Below are 20,212 nucleotides of genomic sequence, written 5' to 3' on the forward strand. Positions count from 1 at the left end.
TCCTTTCAAATTATATTAGAGAGCAAATTTTCTAATTGCTTTAGCGACACCAGAATTTACATTAGTATCAGTAATATAGTCTGCTTCTTCCTTAAGAATATCAAGACCATTACCCATACAGACTCCAGTTCCAGCGAATCTTATCATAGAAAGATCATTTTCGCTATCTCCAATGCACATAATTTCATCTTTAGTTATTCCAAGAAATTTTGCTAATTGTTTAACAGCATTTCCTTTTGAAGTGCCTTTTTTCATTACCTCAAAATTATGTAATCCAGAACTTACAACCTCATATTTATTAAGATCTATAAATTCATTTTTTGCTTCTAAAAGTTCAGTATCATCTTCAGAATCTCTATTAATTGATATAGATTTAAGTACATCACCTTCAAGTTCTTTTAATATTTCTGTAAGGTCATGAGCTACTTTGAATTTAATTTTATCTTCATTTTTAAGTAGCTTATTTGTAACTGCGTAAGCATGATCTTCTTTAAATTCAGTAGAAGATATAGCAGTATTATGAGTATTAAAATAAGTCTCAAAGCTATACTTTTTGGAAATATCATATATTTCTAAACACTCATCTAAAGATAGAGCATTTTCATATATAACCTTAGATGAATCTTTTTCTCTTATATAAGCACCATTTGATGAGATTATAGGAGCGTTAATTCCAAGTAAATCTGAGTAGTGTTTTGCAGATGTGAAAAGTCTGCCAGTTGTAATTGCTATAACAATTCCTTTATCTATAGCTTCTATTAATGCCTGTTTATTTTCATCAGATACGTTATGGTCATTATCAAGAAGTGTACCATCCATATCTATACAAATTAGTTTTATAGCCATGTCTAAACCTCCTTTATACATAGATTATTATACTCTAATGTATTCATCAAAATTTTATCATCAATAAAAAGTAATGTAAAGTTAAGTATTTATTACATTTACAATGCTAAATATGTAAATTAAAGTATGAAGTGCTTAATCTAAGTGATATAGACTAATTTAATTAATAATCAGAATGGAAAGAAGCAGGATATTTAATAATCCTGCTTCTAAGGTGTTTGGGGTTCTACCAATAATTTATTTAACTAATTCTTCTTTAAAAGAAGTATTAGTGACACTATCTTCATTTTTATTTCTAAATAATACATATCCAACTAAAATTGCAATAACAGTTGGAATTAACCAAGCAAAGCCTTGGTTTCCAAGTGGAATAAAGCTTAAGTTTATTCCAGGAACTTGGCTAAGTAATCCAAATACTAATGAAGTGTAAACTCCAAGTCTTACAGCATTAACATTAGTTAAGAATCTGTCTAAAAGAGTTGTTGCTATAAGTGTTATTGCAACAGGATATAATATATTTAATATTGGTCCTGATATTTTAACTATATTATCAACACCAAGACATCCAATTACTATACTTATAATTGATATAACTACTGCATTAACCTTATAAGGAAGCTTTCCTTTTGAGATTTCTGCAAAGAATGAAGAACCTGCTGTTATTAAACCTATTGAAGTAGTAAGACAAGCTAGTCCCATTGCTATACCAATAATTATAGTTCCAACATTACCTAAGATACCTTTTGATATTATTAAAAGTAATCCTGTCTTTGTAACATCAGCTGGAGCAAGTGATGCAGTTTGTGCACCTATAATTGTTAATCCACCATATACGAAAGCTAGTCCAACAGCTGCTACAATACCAGCTTTTATTGTCATTGGAACTAAATCTTTATTCTTATAACCTTTAGCTAAAATACTAGAAGATACTATTGCTGCAAAAAGTAATGCTGCAAGGGCATCCATGGTTTGATAACCTTCAAGGAATGCAGTTGATAGTACTGAAGTTGCACCTGTTGCTTCTATATCACCAATTGGGAATATGAATCCTTTAATTATTATTATAGCTAGTATAATAAGTAGTGAAGGTGTTAAGAATTTACCTATTGTATCTATAATACTTGATTGTCTAAATACGAAGAATAGGTTAATTCCAAAGTATATAAACATCCAAACTAGTGGTGGAATACCAGGAAGTATTGGATTAATAGTTAATTCGTAAGTAGTTGCTGCAGTTCTTGGAATTCCAAGCATTGGACCAATTGCGATAAATAAAAGTGATGCAAATATAATTGCAAACTTTGGGCTTATTTTTGAAGCCATAGTTTCAAATGTTCCATCCCCTTTAGTACATGCAATTATTGCAAGGAGTGGAAGACCAACACCTGTTACTGTAAATCCTATTACTGCAAATATGTATTGCGTTCCTACTGCATGTCCAAGATAAGGCGGGAATATTAAGTTACCAGCACCAAAGAACATTGCAAATAGCGCAAATCCTATAACTAAACAATCTTTTGTTCTCTTATTCATAATTTCAAACCCTTTCTTAAATAAAGTAAAATATTGCGTTTTATAATATAACTCTTGCGTTAAGTGTTACTAAATATCTTTTGTTTTAATCCCTATAAATTTTAATATATCAACTATAATAGCACTAATATTTATAAATATCAACAAAAAAACACATAATATTATAGAAAACTACAAGACTTATATGGAATTTAATTAACAAATTGATAAAAAAAGGCGCTTAATATTGAATAATCGTTATATGGCAATTAAAGTATCCCTTATGATATAATGTTTACATGTCTATATTTTAGTGAAAATTAGCTTTATGATTATTAATTTCATAATGGCAATTAGTAACAATTAATAACAATTAAGTTGAGGGTGATAGTAATGAAAGTAAAAAAGGCGATAATACCTGCAGCAGGCCTTGGAACAAGGTTTTTACCTGCAACAAAGGCACAGCCAAAAGAGATGCTTCCAATAGTGGATAAACCAACAATACAATATATTATAGAGGAAGCTATAGCATCTGGAATTGAAGAAATATTAATAATTACAGGAAGAAATAAAAAGTGCATAGAGGATCATTTTGATAAATCAGTAGAACTTGAAATGGAACTTGAAAAATCAGGTAAGAATGAATTATTAGAGCTTGTAAGAGATATTTCAGATATGGTTGATATCCATTACATAAGACAAAAGGAACCAAGAGGGTTAGGTCACGCTATCCATTGTGCAAAGACTTTCGTTGGAAATGAACCTTTTGCAGTTTTACTTGGTGATGATGTAGTTGATAGTGAAACACCATGTTTAAAGCAACTTATGGATTGCTTTAATGAATATAAAACTTCAATACTTGGAGTTCAAACTGTTCCAGAAGAAGATGTATCAAAGTATGGTATAGTTGATGGAATTCATATAGAAGATAGGGTATACAAGGTTAAGGACTTAGTTGAAAAGCCAAAGAGAGAAGAAGCACCAACTAATGTTGCTATCCTTGGAAGATATATAATAACTCCACAAATATTTGAAATATTAGAAAATACAGCACCAGGTAAGGGAAATGAAATTCAACTTACAGATGCTCTAAAGACTTTAATATCTCAAGAAGCTATGTATGCATATGACTTTGAAGGAAGAAGATATGATGTTGGAGATAAGTTTGGATTCTTACAAGCTACAATAGAATTTGGACTTAAAAAGGATGAATTAAGACCACAATTATTAGAGTACTTAGAAAATAAAGATTGGGAAAAAACTCTTAAGTAGAATTATTAGATTAATAGTTATTCATAAAGCTAGTCTTAAATTAAATAAAATATGATAGATATTGGAGATAGGTTTTTAGAAAACCTATCTCCGATATTTTTTTATTTATAATAATTTATATACATATTATTAATACAATATCCAAAGATATTGTATATAATAAATTAATAGTAAAAATTTAATTATAATTATAATTAAATTAAAATTATAATTAAAACTATATATCGAATAAAATTAAGGGGAAATGATAGGAGAGAAGCAAATGAAGAGTAAGAAAATACAAGCAATAATTGTTGCAAGTTTACTTAGTGTAAATTTACTATTGCCAGGGGGAACTGCCTTTGCAGACGAATTAAAAAGTACTAATACGAAATCAAGTGATTATAATGATTTGAGTAAACAAGAAAGTCAGAAAAATTTAAATGACGATAGTAATTCTAATGTAGACATTAATAATCTATCAATAGAGGGTATAAAGAATGAAATCAATTCAGATGTAGATAAAATACCATCTTCTGATTTTGACAAGTTATCAAGCAATCAAAAATTAACTAAAAAAGTATATGCAAAAGAAATTATATCAAGAGTCGGAGAAAATAACCTTAAAGCTTTTGCGAGCAAAGATAAGAAAAATGCAGATTTTTTAAATTGGCTTTTAAATGATGAAACTGCAATGAAAGAATATTTAGATGGAGGTTTACCGTCTAAAATAAAACAAGGTACAATGGATGCATATTTTTATGGCAACGATAACAAAGTTGTACCTGCAAAAGAACTAAGTGCTCTTGAAGTATGGTCAAAGATTTGGAATAAAGATTCAGCTTCAAAGGAAGGAATCAATCTAAAGATAGCAGTAGCAACTTCATTAGAATTTGCAAGTCCAGTAATGAGTTGGCCTGCAAATAAAGTAATAGATCCTGTTGAAAGATATCTAAATTTTAAAGATGCTAATCAAAATAATGAATTATTCCCTTGTTTTAGAATATTTAATGTAAAGAACTTAAGAAATATAGTAAATGTAAAATTAACTAATGAAGATGTAGTATGGCTTAGACAGCATACTAAGGATGTGTCAGAAGGTAAAATAGATCCAAAGTTTAAATGGCAAAAAGAGCATATTAAAAAGAAAGATTTATTAAGCCAAGATAAAATAGCTCAAAGTGATTATACAATACAGTATACAACTAAGAATCCAGAAGGTAAGAGTGTATTTGGATCTGGATTCTATGGAGATAACCCTACAATACAAAAGGTAGTAGAGTATGGGGGAGTATGCGGTGCTTTATCTAAATATGGTAATGCTTCATGTCAAGTGTTTGGTGTTCCAGCATATGCAGTTGGACAACCTGGACATTGTGCTTTCCTTTATCTTAAATCAGATAATCATTGGTATATAGGAAATAATATCTCAGGATGGAAAGGTACTGCGCATTATACTACTACAATTCCATATATGTTTTTACATGAAACTCTAAGTCAAAACCAAGAGGCTTTCGATAAATCAGAAGAACTTAGAATGCTTGCAAATGATGTTAATTCAAATGAAAAAGCAAAAGTTATATCAGATGAATCTACTAAAGCTTGTTTTCTTAACTATAGTGCATGGGAATATAAATTAGATTTAATGCTTAAAGATTCTAGTACATCAACAGAAGAATTCAGAAAAGTAAATTCAGATATAATGAATACTTTTGCACAGTATCCACAAGTTATGGCAAATCTTCTTGTTAAAATTAAAGACAAAGTGATAAATAATAGAGCAGAACTTCAAAAATATGTTTCAGAATATAAAGAGGCATTAAATAAAGTTACTGATAATAGACAAAAGCCATATGTTGAAAATATATTAAATGATATGCAAAAGAATGGTCTTTATTTAGCTACATTTAGTTTTGATGGAAAAAATGCAGGAAAATTAAATGGAACTAAAGCTGGAGTTGATGAATATAGCTTAGATGGTGGAAAAACATATAAGTTAGTTAAAGAAGATTCACAGCAGCTAACTAAAGAAGAGTTAGATTCTATAACTTCAGAAAATGGAATATTAATTAGAGTAAAAGGAACAGATAATGCAAATCTGATTTCTATAAAAAAAGCAGCTAATATAAATGTAACTAACAATGATGAAGAAAACTTAATTTTCGGATTAGATAAAAATATGGAATTCTCATCTGATAATGGTGCAACTTGGACAAAATATAATGGAAATAACCTACCTGATCTTAGTAAAGATATGACATTATTAGTACGTAGAGCAGCAACAGGGAATACATTAGCTAGTAATATAACAAAGTTAGTATTTACAAATAATGAGCTTCCAAAAGGATTTATACTTCATAAAGATATGACAGTGGATAGTTATTCAAGTCAACAAGATAATGGATCTGCTGCAACAAAGGCTATTGATGGAAACAAAAATACAATATGGCATACAAAGTGGGATAGAAGTGATAAGCATCCATTTATAACTTTAAAGCTTAATAAAGAATATGATATTTCAAAACTAACTTACCTTCCAAGACAAGCGGGTAATTATAATGGAAATATAACAGAGTATAAGATATCTACAAGTTTAGATGGAAAGAACTTTACTGAGGTAGCAAGTGGTTCATGGGCTAACAATAGAGCAATGAAAACAGCAGAGTTTAAGGCAACTAAGGCTCAGTATGTTAAACTTGAAGTTATTCAAGGTGCAGGCGGATATGCATCAGCTACTGATATAAGTTTATACACAAATTAATAAAAGATAAATTAAGAGAAACCAGTTATATTTCTGGTTTCTTTTTTTATAGTTAATTTCTAATTTTAAAAATAGAGTCTATATTGGCTACTAAAGTTTTATTTAATTAAAAATATTTCAATACCATAGAGTCCGCATCCAATGCTAACCATAATATCAACAATTCCATAAATACTGCATAAGAGAAAGCTTATAAATGCAGTGTGCTTTTCTTTTTTCTTAGAAAAAACTTCATGGAATTCTTTTATGAAAAGAAATATTTTTATAAAGAATCCTAATAGTAGGGATAAATAGGCTAGTTTGACCATATAAAGTTCTCCTTAAAGTTAAATAATAAGAAATATAGATTATTAAAAAAACATAGATTTAAAATTTACGCTAAATTAAGAGGCTTTCTATAAAATAATGAGAAAAGAAACAGGTTAATGCAATTATAGTAAACTTAAGTGAAGTAGCAAATACACTCATAGATACTTTATAACATACTGATTCATCTTCATTCCATATTTCAATAATAGACTCCTTCAATTCAAAAAGTCTCATTAATACAACAATAAGTATGAAAATATACAATAAAATAATAAACATTATAATACACTCCTATGATGAAATAACTTAATTTCAATTTTAACATAATATTAAATAAATTCCAAAATTATGTTATTATCTAATGGTATAAATATATTTATATAAAGGGGTAGGGGATTAAAAGATATGGAAAATAAGATACTTATAATTGAGGATGAATCGGATATTCAAAATATCCTTAGATACTCATTTATGAAGGAAAAGTTTAAAGTTAGATGTGCTTCATGTGGAATAGATGGCATAGAAATATGTGAAGATTTTAGTCCAGATATAATAATGCTGGATTTAATGTTACCAGATATAAGTGGATTTGAGGTTTGCAAAAGATTAACAAAATATAATATACCAATAATTATGTTAACTGCAAGAAATGATATAGTGGATAAGGTTCTTGGATTAGAACTTGGAGCCGATGATTATATAACAAAACCTTTTGATATAAGAGAATGTATTGCAAGAGTTAATGTAGCACTAAGAAGAGTGCAAAAAAATAAATCAAGGTATAAATATATAGACAAAGAGGAAAAGCTAACTGAAATTACTATAGATAATATAAAAATAGTTAAAAACTCAAGAAAGGTATTTATAGATAATACAGAAGTTAAATTAAAGCCAAAAGAAATGAGTTTACTAATATATTTGATAGATAACAAAAATATAGCAGTTTCAAGAGAACAGATAATGGACAAGGTGTGGGGTGATGATTATGATGGAGACTTTAGAACTGTTGATGTCCATATAAGAAGGCTTAGACAGAAGCTTAATAACAAGGATATTATAGAAACTATCTTTGGTATTGGCTACATGCTAAAGGGGTAATTATATGAAAGTTAAACATAAATTTGGGGCTGGATTTATAGCTGTATTTTTAATTTCTTTCATAGTATTTAATCACTTTATAAATAGAACATTTGATAATTATATTAAAAATCAAATAAAAGTAGAAATGGAAAACTCATATAAAAGTGCTTATAGAATTATAAATAGATACTTTCAAAATAACGATTTAGAAATTAAGGAAAGTATATTTGATAAGAATTCTCCAGAGCTTGCAACTCAGATAAATGAAGAGAATAATTGTCAGATAGATATCTACAATACAGAAGGAAGTAAGGATTATTCTTATGAAAATAATGATACGGAGATTTATATAGATAAGGAAAAACTTAAAAAGTCATTAAATGATTCAAAAGAAAATAAATTATCTTTCAATATATACACAAAACAGAATAAAGTAACTTCAAGTATTACATTTCCTTTATACATTAAAGGAAATCATTTAAAAATAATATCTTTAAGTAAAGAGTTTACTGAGAATTATAAAAGCTTAATTAACCTCATGGGAATATGGAAAACTCTAACTGTAATTATATTTATTTTAATACTGATTTCAAGCTATATATTATGTAGCAAAATAATTAAGCCCTTAGAGAGATTAAAAATTTTATTTAAGAAAGTTGAAAATGGAGATTTAAATGTAAGAAGTGATATAGAATCTAGGGATGAAATAGGCGACTTATCAATTGGATTCAACAATATGAATGAGAGAATACAAAATCAGATAGATACAATAAATAATGAAAAAGATAAGGTCATAGCTTTAGAGAAAAATCGTAGAGAGTTTTTTAATAATGTAACTCATGAACTTAAGACCCCTTTAACTACTATATCAGGTTATGCACAAATTCTTAAAGATCCTGATTTTAATGATATGGAATTTAAAGAATTAGCTTTAGAGAGAATAGAAAAAGAAAGTGATAGAATGCATAGAATGGTTAAGGAACTTATAGATATTTCAAAAGATAATCTGGATATAGATAGTGAATCTATGGAAGTATTATGTGTAGATAGATTTATAGAAGTAATAGTAAAAGATTTATCAATAAAAGCTAAGAAAAATAATGTAAATATTATCTATAACTTAGAAAAGGTTAAGCTAGTATGCTCTTCAGAGGATTTAAAGAGAATTCTTATAAACATAATAGATAATGCTATTAATTATTCTAAGCCTAATAAAGATATTAATATTAATCTTTCAAAAGATGATGGATATTTAGAATTAGTAGTTACGAATTCTAGTGAACTAATTAGTAAAGGGGAAATTAGTAAAGTATTCGAACCATTCTATAGATATAATATAAAAAAATCAAAAGGTATAGGTGGAAATGGACTTGGACTTTATATAACACAGGGAATAGTTAAAAAGTATAATGGAGATATAAAATTTATATATGATGAAAATCTAATGGAAGCAAAAGTAGTTATTAAAATGGAATGTAATAAAAAACTTTGATTGGAAACATTTTGGCAATATAATTTAATGTTTTGGTAAAATCCTACTATTATTATTGAGATATAAATAATAGATTGGAGTGGGAATATGATAATTAGGGGTAAAGGGAATATGATAAGGTCTGGAGTAATGATAGCTGCTTTAATAGCTGTGTTATTTACTACAGGTTGTAGCAGTCCAAAAAGTATTGAGGAGTCATCAATACTTTCAGAAAATGTAAAAGAAGATTCAAATAAAAATGATTTTAAAGTAGTATCAAAAGAAGAATATAAAATTACTGATAATAAAATACTTGATGCAATAATATATGGATTTACAGGTATAGAATATTTAATGAGAGATGATGGGGTTTATGCAAAATTGTATGAAGATGATGATGAACCTAATAATGAATCAGGTTACAAATCAACAAAGGAGAAATTATTATTCAAAAATGGAGAGGTAAAGATAGACCCAGAGGGAGAGGTTACTAAGTCAGTTCATAAAAGGAAGAATAGTTCACATGAAATTTATGAGGAATTTGATGGATATGCAGTAAAGAATATATTAAATGAGAATTGGCATGAAGAGAAGACGATAATAGTAGAAAATATAACCATATATAATGAAGAAGATGATATAGAACATAATAATAAGAATTCTAAAGAAAAGAAATCTAATATTAAAGAAAAAATATCAATAGATATACCAGATGATATAAACTATTATGACACTATTGGAATTATAAATAACAAATTATTATATGCAAGTGGAGAAGAAAGTGGAGAATTTGCAAATGAGATAGGGAAAATTGATTTAATTACAGGGGAATTTGAAGATACTATTAAGGTAGATCCATACAGACAAGCAGTTCTAATAGATGAAAATACAGTTGCATTAAGTACTATATCCTCAGAATATGCAGATTTAAATATTTTTAATTTAAATAAGAAAACTTACGATACTATAATTAAGAATAAGAACATTTGGTATATTGGAATAAGTAAAAATAAAGAAAAGATTTACTATACTGAAGAAAAGGATAATAAAAAGGTTGTATATATTGCATCTATTTCAGGAGAGAACAAAGGTGAGCTATGTAAGGTTTATGAAAACATCAATAATGAAGAATGTAGAGTAGATATTAGTAATGATGGAAAAGAAGTTTATGTTTTTTTACATGGATCTGAACCTAAAATAATAAAATATAAATTAAATAAATAATATAAGAAAATTTTTATTAAGAGTAGATAGATTATACCAATTAGTATAATCTATCTACTCTTTTATATATGTATAAAATATTAAATTATTAATAAAATGTTTAAAAACACCGTAAAAATATACATATTTATATATAAATATTGAAGGGAAATGATTAAAATATACCATTAATTTACCTAATAAAGAAAAGATTCAAAAAAATTACAGAAGTGATTTGATACAGTAAATATTACGTTAATACAGTATTTATTTAGGGATCACTTTTAAAAGAATATATGATAATCAATAAATATTAAAAATAGATTTAAAAGCCATTATATTACTAGTAATAAAGCCATTTTATATCTTAGTGTTATAAATAACAAATTACATATAACTATGGATTATATTGCCAAAAGTGTATTAATTAATAATTTATATCAATTGAACTGTATTGAGAAAGGTGAAAAACTTACAAAAAATACCTTGAAATACACATGTATTTAACAGAAAAACATATATTAAAATGATAAAGAAAATACATTATTTTTATGATTGATTTAATATGATAAAAAATTTTCAAAAAATATATAATTTAGTGACGTTATCTTTGATAGAATAGAAACAAGAAAAAAAGGGGGCGTTAAAAATGAGAAAGAAAAAAATCATAGGAGCAATAGTGATGCTTGGATTAACAGCATCATTATTTGTAGGATGTGGAGGTAGCAATACAGAATCATCAGGAAAGTCAGTAGAAACTTTAAAGTTAACATCAGGTGGGGCTCTTAAGACTATTGATTCTGTTAAAGCGACAGATGAAGTTTCTCATAGTGTAACTCAAAATACACAAGAAACATTACTTGTATACAATGATAATAAACCAGTACCAGGTGCTGCAGAGTCTTATGATAAGAGTAAGGATGGTAAGACTTATACATTCCATTTAAGAAAAGGATTAAAGTGGAGTGATGGAAAGGAACTTACTGCAAAGGATTTTGAATATTCATGGAAGAGGTTGCTAGACCCTAAAGTTGCATCACAATATGCATTCTTCTTATTTAAAGTAAAAAATGGTGAAAATTATTTTAATGGTAAAGCTAAAGCTGAAGATGTTGGAATAAAGGCAACAGATGATAATACATTAGTTGTTACACTTGAAAATCCAGTACCATACTTTGACCAATTAGTTGCATATCCAAATCTGGCACCGCAAAGAAAAGATATAGTAGAATCACAAGGTGAGAAATATGGAAGTGATCCATCAAAGCTTGTTTATAGTGGACCATTTACAGTATCAAATTGGCAAAAAGGATCTAAATTTGAACTTAAAAAGAATCCTAATTACTGGAATGAAAAGGATGTAAAATTAAACGAAGTAGATTTTATGGAACTTACAGAACAAAGTACTATATACCAAATGTTTACTAACAACCAATTAGATGTAATGGGTGGACAAGGAGAATTCTTAGCTAAACTTCAACAAGGTGCAAAGGATGGTAAATGGAATGAAATTACAGGAACTGCACCAAGTGTATTCTATGGTCAATATAATATAAAGAGTAAAAATAAGGCATTAAGTAATCCTAAGGTAAGACTTGCATTATCAATTGCATCTGATAGAGAAGGATATACTAAAGATGTATTAAAAAGAGCTATTCCAGCATATGGATTAGTTCCACAAGGAATAGCTGTTGGAGATGTTGATTATCGTGATAAGGTAGAGCAACCTTTAAAGAAGGTTATGAATGAAGATCCAAAGAAATTATTAATAGAAGGATTAAAGGAAGCTGGATTAGATCCAGATCCAGCAAAACATACTTTTAAATTCTTACTACAAACTAGCGATGCAACAGCAAAGAGTCAAGGTGAATTTATGCAAAACACATGGAAACAAAAGCTTGGTGTTAATATAGAATTAGTTACTGCAGCAGATTTCTCAGATTTCTTAACTAAGTTAGAAAATGGAGATTTTGAAATTGCAAGTGCAGGATGGGGAGCAGACTTTAATGATCCAATAACATTCCTTGATTTGTTTGGAAAATCAAATACAAATAACACAGGTAAGTATAATGATGAAAAAGTAAATGAATTATTAGAAAAATTAAATACTGAAACTGATAATAATAAGAGACTTGAGATGTATAAAGAGATTGAGCAAATAGAAGTAGTTAAGAATCCAGCTGTGACTCCTACTTACTATAAAGATATCCATTCATTCCAAAAGAAGAATGTAAAGGGATTACAACTTCCTAAATTTGGAGGGACATATCAATTAAGATGGACATCTATAGGAGAGTAATCTAGAAATTTGAGGAGGAGACCACATGGTTAAGTATCTTTTAAAAAGACTGGCTTTAATGATAGTTACTTTATTTGTAATAGCTACTGCAACATTTTTCTTAATGAACAGTATGCCAGGAAATCCAGTAACATCTCAAGCAAAGAAATTGCCAGCAGAAGTTGCAAAAAATATGGAAATTAAATATGGATTAGATAAACCTGTTACTGAAAGATATATGGTATATATGAAGAATCTTTTAAAAGGAGATTTAGGTGATTCTTTCGTAACGCCAGGAATAAGTGTAAAAGATAAATTAAAAGACAACTTTCCAGCATCAGTCAGGATAGGTCTACAATCTGTAGCTTTTGGGTTAGTAATTGGTGTATTACTTGGGATTTTAGCAGGATTTAAAAAGGAAACTCCAATAGATTATGTGGTTATGTTTATAGCAATACTCGGTGTATCAATACCGAGTTTTGTTCTAGCTACATTAATACAATTAGCAATTGGAGGATCTCATGGAATTCCTATTGCAGGATGGTATGATAATTCAATACCGTTTATAGAGCAGTTTAAATTTACTATATTACCTACAATAGCATTAAGTTTTGCAGGAATAGCAACATATGCAAGATATATGAGAGCATCAGTACTAGAGGTTGTAAGCCAAGATTACATCTTAACAGCTAAGGCGAAGGGATTATCTTCATGTGCTATTTCAATGAAGCATATTTTAAGAAATGCTATATTACCAATAATCACAATACTAGGACCTCAAATTGCAACAATAATTACAGGTACAGTTGTAATTGAAAGAATATTTGCTATACCAGGTATAGGTAATGCTTTAATTGATGCGATTTATGCTAAGGATTATAACATTATAATGGGCTTAACAGTTTTCTTTTCAGCTCTTTATATTCTTTCAATATTAATTGTTGATATTTTATATAGTGTTATAGATCCACGTATTAAGATTGAGGGAAAGTAGGGATTTATGTATGGCAGAAATAAGTAGGGATAAATTTAAAATTGTAGGGATAGATAAAACAAGATCAGAAAGTATTGTAAGACCAAATTTAACATATTGGCAAGATGCTTGGAGGAGACTTAAGAGAAATAAGGTAGCACTAGTATCATTAATAGTTTTAATAGTAATTGTATTGATGTGCGTAATTCAACCACTAATAGCAGGTGAAAATTATGCTGTTCAAAATATGGGTGAAATGAATCAAGGACCTTCAGCAAAACATTTCTTTGGAACAGATAATCTTGGAAGAGATTTATTTGATAGATTATGGATTGGTGGTAGAGTATCTTTAATTATTGCTTTTGTTGGTACGTTAATTGAGTGTTTAGTTGGAATAATATATGGCGGTATAAGTGGATACTTTGGTGGTCGTGTAGATAATATAATGATGAGAATTGTTGAAATACTAAATAGTATTCCATATTTAATTATAGTTATATTAATTGCAGTAAGACTTGGAAATGGTATACTTCCACTTTTAATTGCATTATGTATTACTGGATGGACTGGGATTGCAAGAATGGTTCGTGGACAAGTTATGCAACTAAAGGAATCAGAATATGTAATGGCAGCAAAAACTTTAGGTGCAAGTCCACTTTGGATTATATTTAAACATATGATACCAAATTCACTTGGAATAATAATAGTTTATATAACTTTTGATATACCAAGTTATATATTTGCTGAAGCATTTTTAAGTTTTATAGGACTTGGAATTCAACCTCCAGAAACAAGTTGGGGTGCTATGGCATCAGCAGGACAACAGGTTATGTTATTCTACCCAAGTCAGCTTATATTCCCATCACTAGCTATTGCTATAACAATGTTAGCATTTAATTTATTAGGTGATGGATTAAGAGATGCGTTAGATCCTAAATTAAGACAATAAAAGGATTCGGTATAGGAGGAAAAGAAATGTCAAAGATACTTGAAGTAAAAGACTTAAAGGTGTTATTTCACACTTATGCTGGAGAAGTTAAGGCAGTTAGAGGAGTTAGCTTTGATTTAGAAGCTGGCGAAACTTTAGCTATAGTTGGAGAATCAGGTTGTGGTAAAAGTATAACAGCTAAATCATTAATGAAATTACTACCTACTCCACCAGCTGAGATAGATAAAAATTCAAAGATTATATTTAATGGAAAAGATGTATTATCTTTAAATAAAAAGGAACTTCAAAAGCTTAGAGGGGGAGATATAAGTATGATCTTCCAAGATCCTATGACTTCTCTAAACCCAACAATGAAGATTGGAAAACAAATAATAGAAGTTCTCAAAATACACAGAGGTATGAATAAAAAGGATGCTACAGAAGAAGCAATTAGACTATTAAAATTAGTTAACATTCCTAATGCTGAAAGTAGAATAAATCAATATCCATTTGAATTCTCAGGTGGTATGAGGCAAAGAATGATGATTGCCATAGCACTTGCTTGTAATCCTAAGGTGTTAATAGCAGATGAGCCTACAACAGCCTTAGATGTAACTATCCAAGCACAAATTATGAATCTTATAAATGATTTAAAAGAGAAGCTTGGAACATCTGTAATTCTTATAACTCATGATTTGGGAGTTGTTGCAGAATTCTCAGATAAGATACAGGTAATGTATGCTGGAATAGTAGTTGAAAGAGGAACGGTTGAAGAGATATTTACCGATGCAAAACATCCATATACTTGGGCGTTATTAAAGTCTATGCCAACTTTAGATACTGAGCATAAAGGGGAATTATATTCAATAAGTGGAACTCCACCAGATTTATTAAATCCACCAATCGGATGTCCATTTGCAGCAAGATGTGAGTATGCAATGGAAATATGTAAAGAAGAAATGCCAGAAGAAACAATAATTACAGATTCTCATAAGATAAACTGCTGGCTTATGCATGAAAATGCACCAAAGGTAGAATCACCTTTAAAGAGAGGGGTGTAAGCTAATGAGCAAAGAAATACTTTTAGAAGTTAAGGATTTAAAAAAATATTTTAGTGTAGGAAAAGATAAGACGCTAAAAGCAGTAGATGGAGTTAGTTTTACCATAAATAAAGGAGAAACATTAGGATTAGTTGGTGAATCAGGATGTGGAAAAACAACTTGCGGAAGAACTGTAATGGGCCTTTATGATGCAACAGGTGGCGAAGTAATATTAGACGGGAAAAATATTGCTAAGTTTAGTAATAAAGAAAAAAGAGCTAACTCTAGGACATGTCAAATGATTTTCCAAGATCCATATGCTTCATTAGATCCTCGTATGACAGTTGGTGATATTATAGCAGAAGGTATAGATATACATAAGCTATACACTGGAGAGGAGAGAACAAAAAAGATATATGAGTTATTAGAACTTGTTGGTCTTAATAAAGAGCATGCATCAAGATTTGCCCATGAGTTCTCAGGTGGACAAAGACAACGTATAGGAATAGCGAGAGCACTTGCAGTAGAGCCTAAATTTATTGTATGTGATGAGCCAATATCTGCTCTTGATGTTTCAATTCAAGCACAGGTTGTAAATTTATTAATTGATTTGCAAAGGAGAATGGGGTTAACATATCTTTTTATTGCTCATGATTTATCAATGGTAAGACATATATCAGATAGAGTTGGAGTTATGTATCTAGGAAATCTTATGGAGATATCTGAAAGTAATAAGGTATATGAGCATCCATTACATCCATATACTAAAGCTCTTATGTCATCTATACCATTACCTGAATATAGCAATGAAAAAAGAGATGATAGAATAGTATTAGAAGGTGAAGTAAGCAGTCCTATAAATCCTAAACCAGGATGTAGATTTGTAAGTAGATGTAAGTATGCAAAGGATATTTGCTCAAAGGAACAACCTGAATTAAAGGAAGTAGAGAAAGATCACTTTGTTGCTTGCCATTTATATAATTAATGAGAGCATAGCTATATAGTTAATAAAAAAATATTTATAAAATAAAGGAGAGTTACTTAAATTAGAGATAATCTAAATTTAGTAATTCTCCTTTTTCATAGTGGTTATATGAAAAAATTATCTTGGAATAAAGCCAATTTTCTTTTGCATTTTTCTAAGAGTTTTATTTGCGATATAGGATGCTTTTGAAGCCCCTTCTTTATAAATAGCTTCTAAAGCTTTCTTATCTTTAAGAAGTTCATTAACCTTTGCTTGAATTGGAGCAAGTTCATTTACTAAAGCTTCTGCAACATCTGCTTTAAGCTCTGCATATCCTTTGCCTTCATATTCTTTTACTAAAGTTTCAGGACTCTTTTCTGTTATTGCAGATAAAATATTTAAAAGGTTTTTAACACCAGGTTGATCATCTGTATAGTTAACAATTCCAAGACTGTCAGTTACAGCTCTTGAAATTTTCTTTCTTATAACATCTGGTGGATCCATGATTAAGATAAATGAATTTAAGTTATCATCTGATTTTGACATCTTCTTAGTTGGCTCTTGTAGATTCATTATCTTAGCACCAGTTTTAGGAACATATCCATTTGGTATTTTAAATGTAGGGCTGTAAGTATTATTAAATCTTGCAGCTATATCTCTTGCAAGTTCTAAATGTTGGATTTGGTCTTTACCAACAGGAACTAAATCAGTTTGATATAATAATATATCAGCTGCCATAAGTACAGGATATGTAAATAATCCTGCTCCTACTGAATCTCCGGCTTTCTTTGATTTATCCTTATATTGAGTCATTCTTGAAAGTTCTCCAATATATGAATTACAAGTTAAAAGCCATGCTCCTTCTGAATGAGCTGGTACATGAGATTGAATGAAAAGAGTATTCTTTTCAGGATCAATTCCACATGCTAAATATATTGAAAGAAGTTCTAATGTTCTCCTTCTTAAATCTGCAGGTTTTTGAGGAACTGTTATTGCATGTAAATCTACAACGCAGAAGTAACTGTTATATTCATCTTGAAGTTTCACCCAATTTTTTATAGCTCCAAGGTAGTTTCCTATTGTAAGGTCTCCTGAAGGCTGAATTCCACTAAAGATGACTTTTTTAGCTTCGCTATTTTCCATAGTGCTTCACTCCTTAATTTAAACTAAAGTCATAATATAAATTATAATTGGTCTTGCCTAGTAATGTCAATTTGTATGTATTATGTAAATAGGCAGTTTACTTATATTATTTAGATATATAGGTTACTTTGTAACATATAAAAAATGATTAGGTAAAATAATAAAACCTAAGCATTTGGGGGAATATTAATAATTAAAATTAGATTATAGATAGTAAACTTTACAATAGCATTTACTGGTATATAGTGAGCTTTATAATGATTTTTAATTATAACTTCTCTATTCCTTTGACTGTGTGCCTGATGGAAAGAAAAAGTTACCGCTAATATGGGATTCTTTAAAATCTTGTTCGCTATTAGTTTGATTATTACTTTCACTGTTATTTTGATTGTTATTTTGATTCTTATTTTGTGAATCAGTATAATTACCAAATACATAGCAGCCACTTGATTCATCTTGATCACTACAATTATTAGTTCCATTTTGGTTATTATAATTGTTATTGTTGTCTAAAGCACTTTGGTTATTAGGATAATTTCCATTGCTAGAATTACTTTGATTATTATAATTGTTCTGGTTATTTAAAATACTTTGAGCATTAGGATAATTCCTATTGTTAAAGTTGTTTGGAATATTTGCACCATTATTAGTAGTACTATTAAAGTAATTTTGATTACCATAAATGTTTTGATTGATTTGGTTGCATTGATTACTTGGGATACCATGATTATTCGGATTGCTCTGATTGTCTGGGATACATTGATTATCCGAGTTGCCCTGATTAATTGGGTTACCATAATTATTGGGATTGCCCTGAGTGTTTGGGATACCTTGATTATTCGGGTTACCCTGATTGTTTGGGGTACCTTGATTATTCGGGTTGCCCTGAGTGTTTGGGATACCTTGATTAATCGGATTATCCTGATTATTTGGGATACCTTGATTATTCTGGTTGCCCTGATTGTTTGGGATATCTTGATTATTCGGATTGCCCTGAGTGTTTGGGATATCTTGATTATTCGGATTGCCCTGATTAATTTGATTGCCTTGATTATTCAGATTGCCCTGATTAATCGGGTTACCTTGATTATTCGGGTTACCCTGAGTGTTTGGGGTACCTTGATTATTCGGATTGCCCTGATTAATCGGGTTACCTTGATTATTTGGATTGCCCTGATTGTTTGGGATACCTTGATTATTCGGATTGCTCTGATTGTTTGGGGTATCTTGATTATTAGGAGCACATTGATTATTTGATGGAGTATTTACGTTTCCAGCAGCTTGAGCCCTTAAATTTTTATTCCATCTATAATAGTAAATAGAAAATGTTATAAATGGCATTATACCAAGTAGTACTAAAGCAATTAATTGATAATATTTTAAAAAGTCAAAGAAGATATAATGATTTTTTGTAATAAAAAATGCACATATATAGGCAATTATCGAATAAACAATGGAATATATCCTTTTGTTTGAGAACTTATCTTTATAAAGATAAAGTATAGCAACAGCACAAATAACATATTTAAGAAACCATAAACAAGTTGTCTTTGATATAAATAATAAATCACCAAATTCTATAAACCCTTGAAGCTCTATACGCTGAGTTCTTAAAAATTCAGGATAATATATATTACTAGCTCTTAAGGGACCAAAGGTTGTAACAGCAGATGTAACGCTTGCTACTGAAATAAATACAATAATTAATCCAGCTATAAGAGTAAATTTACTTAGCTTTTCCTTTTTCTCTACATATTTTAAGAATGGAAAAGTAACTGCTGTCGAACAAAAAGAACCAAGTATAAGTAGTATACATAGAATAAACTCTTTATTTATCCCAAGGCCCATTATAGGTAAAAGATAAGTGTAATGTTGATATGAGAAGGTAAATAACTCAACAATAAACATTGTTGAGAATACAAGTACAATGGTAACCGTTATTACAATTAATAATGTTTCAAGTCTTCTTGTAATTAAATAAGCAGCAGGTATTATAAAAAATAGTAAACTATACCAAATTGGTGTTTCGATAAATATATTAGAATGTATTGAATCACTTTGAGCAGCAGTAGATTCAATTGATGTTAAAAATAGTGTAAGTGCAAAAATAAAAATAAATATATTACCGATCTTTTTAGGATATGCTCCTTTAAATATTATCTTAATATCGAAAGTATTTGTCTTTTTACATACATATATAATGAAGTATAAATAAGCTAAGTAAATAATTCCAGCAATAATTCCAGCAATCCATGTATCAGCACCCCCCATACTAATAAAAATGGAAGAATAACTTCTTAAACCTATAAATGAAACAACACATATAAAAAATAAATAATGTTTGCTTGATAGTTTATTCATTAAATCACCTCTAAAACTCTAAGTTACAACATTCAAGTATAGTATTAGCAAAATAATGAATATTAAACATTTCTGGAGGAATAATATTTTTA

Annotated in this window: 16 protein-coding genes; 10 read left to right on the forward strand and 6 right to left on the reverse strand. The window is 29.0% G+C overall.

Annotated features, from left to right (window positions below):
- Positions 1–15: 15 nt before the first annotated feature.
- Positions 16–846 (reverse strand): Cof-type HAD-IIB family hydrolase, encoded by an 831-nt coding sequence (locus JOC62_RS00485; RefSeq protein ID WP_204593195.1) that lies wholly within the window; start codon positions 844–846, stop codon positions 16–18.
- 237 nt (positions 847–1,083) lie between these two features.
- The gene (gene brnQ / locus JOC62_RS00490; protein WP_204593196.1) at positions 1,084–2,379 is read right to left on the reverse strand and encodes a branched-chain amino acid transport system II carrier protein; all 1,296 of its coding nucleotides are present in this window, start codon (positions 2,377–2,379) and stop codon (positions 1,084–1,086) included.
- A 372-nt stretch (positions 2,380–2,751) separates the two neighbouring features.
- Between brnQ and galU the strand changes: the two genes are divergently transcribed.
- Together galU and JOC62_RS00500 are read left to right on the forward strand one after the other, a co-directional pair.
- Positions 2,752–3,630 (forward strand): UTP--glucose-1-phosphate uridylyltransferase GalU, encoded by an 879-nt coding sequence (gene galU / locus JOC62_RS00495; RefSeq protein ID WP_204593197.1) that lies wholly within the window; start codon positions 2,752–2,754, stop codon positions 3,628–3,630.
- A 262-nt stretch (positions 3,631–3,892) separates the two neighbouring features.
- Positions 3,893–6,370, forward strand: coding sequence for a discoidin domain-containing protein (locus tag JOC62_RS00500; RefSeq protein ID WP_204593198.1), 2,478 nt, complete (start codon positions 3,893–3,895; stop codon positions 6,368–6,370).
- A 98-nt stretch (positions 6,371–6,468) separates the two neighbouring features.
- Here the strand turns inward: JOC62_RS00500 and JOC62_RS00505 are convergent, their stop codons facing one another.
- Together JOC62_RS00505 and JOC62_RS00510 are read right to left on the reverse strand one after the other, a co-directional pair.
- On the reverse strand, positions 6,469–6,678 hold the full coding sequence (locus tag JOC62_RS00505) for a hypothetical protein (RefSeq protein ID WP_204593199.1): 210 nt from the start codon (positions 6,676–6,678) through the stop codon (positions 6,469–6,471).
- Positions 6,679–6,748: 70 nt separating this feature from the next.
- On the reverse strand, positions 6,749–6,958 hold the full coding sequence (locus JOC62_RS00510) for a hypothetical protein (RefSeq protein ID WP_204593200.1): 210 nt from the start codon (positions 6,956–6,958) through the stop codon (positions 6,749–6,751).
- A gap of 126 nt (positions 6,959–7,084) precedes the next feature.
- Here JOC62_RS00510 and JOC62_RS00515 point away from each other — a divergent pair, with 126 nt between their 5' ends.
- From JOC62_RS00515 to JOC62_RS00550, 8 genes are all read left to right on the forward strand, one after another.
- Positions 7,085–7,777, forward strand: a complete 693-nt coding sequence (locus JOC62_RS00515) for a response regulator transcription factor (RefSeq protein ID WP_204593201.1) — start codon at positions 7,085–7,087, stop codon at positions 7,775–7,777.
- A gap of 4 nt (positions 7,778–7,781) precedes the next feature.
- Positions 7,782–9,251: a sensor histidine kinase gene (locus JOC62_RS00520; protein ID WP_204593202.1), complete on the forward strand. Its 1,470-nt coding sequence runs from the start codon at positions 7,782–7,784 to the stop codon at positions 9,249–9,251.
- Between the two features lie 111 nt (positions 9,252–9,362).
- Positions 9,363–10,454 carry a YncE family protein gene (locus JOC62_RS00525; protein ID WP_204593203.1) on the forward strand — a complete coding sequence of 364 codons (1,092 nt, stop codon included), beginning with the start codon at positions 9,363–9,365 and terminating at the stop codon, positions 10,452–10,454.
- Positions 10,455–11,082: 628 nt separating this feature from the next.
- Positions 11,083–12,732, forward strand: coding sequence for a peptide ABC transporter substrate-binding protein (locus JOC62_RS00530; RefSeq protein ID WP_204593204.1), 1,650 nt, complete (start codon positions 11,083–11,085; stop codon positions 12,730–12,732).
- A 25-nt stretch (positions 12,733–12,757) separates the two neighbouring features.
- Entirely contained in the window at positions 12,758–13,705 is a 948-nt protein-coding gene (locus JOC62_RS00535; RefSeq protein WP_204593205.1) for an ABC transporter permease, read from the forward strand.
- Between the two features lie 10 nt (positions 13,706–13,715).
- Positions 13,716–14,633 carry an ABC transporter permease gene (locus JOC62_RS00540; RefSeq protein ID WP_204593206.1) on the forward strand — a complete coding sequence of 306 codons (918 nt, stop codon included), beginning with the start codon at positions 13,716–13,718 and terminating at the stop codon, positions 14,631–14,633.
- 26 nt (positions 14,634–14,659) lie between these two features.
- On the forward strand, positions 14,660–15,673 hold the full coding sequence (locus JOC62_RS00545; RefSeq protein WP_204593207.1) for an ABC transporter ATP-binding protein: 1,014 nt from the start codon (positions 14,660–14,662) through the stop codon (positions 15,671–15,673).
- Positions 15,674–15,677: 4 nt separating this feature from the next.
- Positions 15,678–16,637 carry an ABC transporter ATP-binding protein gene (locus JOC62_RS00550; protein WP_204593208.1) on the forward strand — a complete coding sequence of 320 codons (960 nt, stop codon included), beginning with the start codon at positions 15,678–15,680 and terminating at the stop codon, positions 16,635–16,637.
- 117 nt (positions 16,638–16,754) lie between these two features.
- On the opposite strand, the gene trpS is transcribed toward JOC62_RS00550, so the two are convergent.
- Both trpS and JOC62_RS00560 read right to left on the reverse strand, forming a co-directional pair.
- The gene (gene trpS / locus JOC62_RS00555; RefSeq protein WP_204593209.1) at positions 16,755–17,759 is read right to left on the reverse strand and encodes a tryptophan--tRNA ligase; all 1,005 of its coding nucleotides are present in this window, start codon (positions 17,757–17,759) and stop codon (positions 16,755–16,757) included.
- A 279-nt stretch (positions 17,760–18,038) separates the two neighbouring features.
- The gene (locus tag JOC62_RS00560) at positions 18,039–20,120 is read right to left on the reverse strand and encodes an endospore germination permease (protein WP_204593210.1); all 2,082 of its coding nucleotides are present in this window, start codon (positions 20,118–20,120) and stop codon (positions 18,039–18,041) included.
- Positions 20,121–20,212 lie beyond the last annotated feature (92 nt).

Source organism: Clostridium sardiniense (assembly GCF_016907995.1).
GTDB classification, from domain to species: domain Bacteria; phylum Bacillota; class Clostridia; order Clostridiales; family Clostridiaceae; genus Clostridium; species Clostridium sardiniense.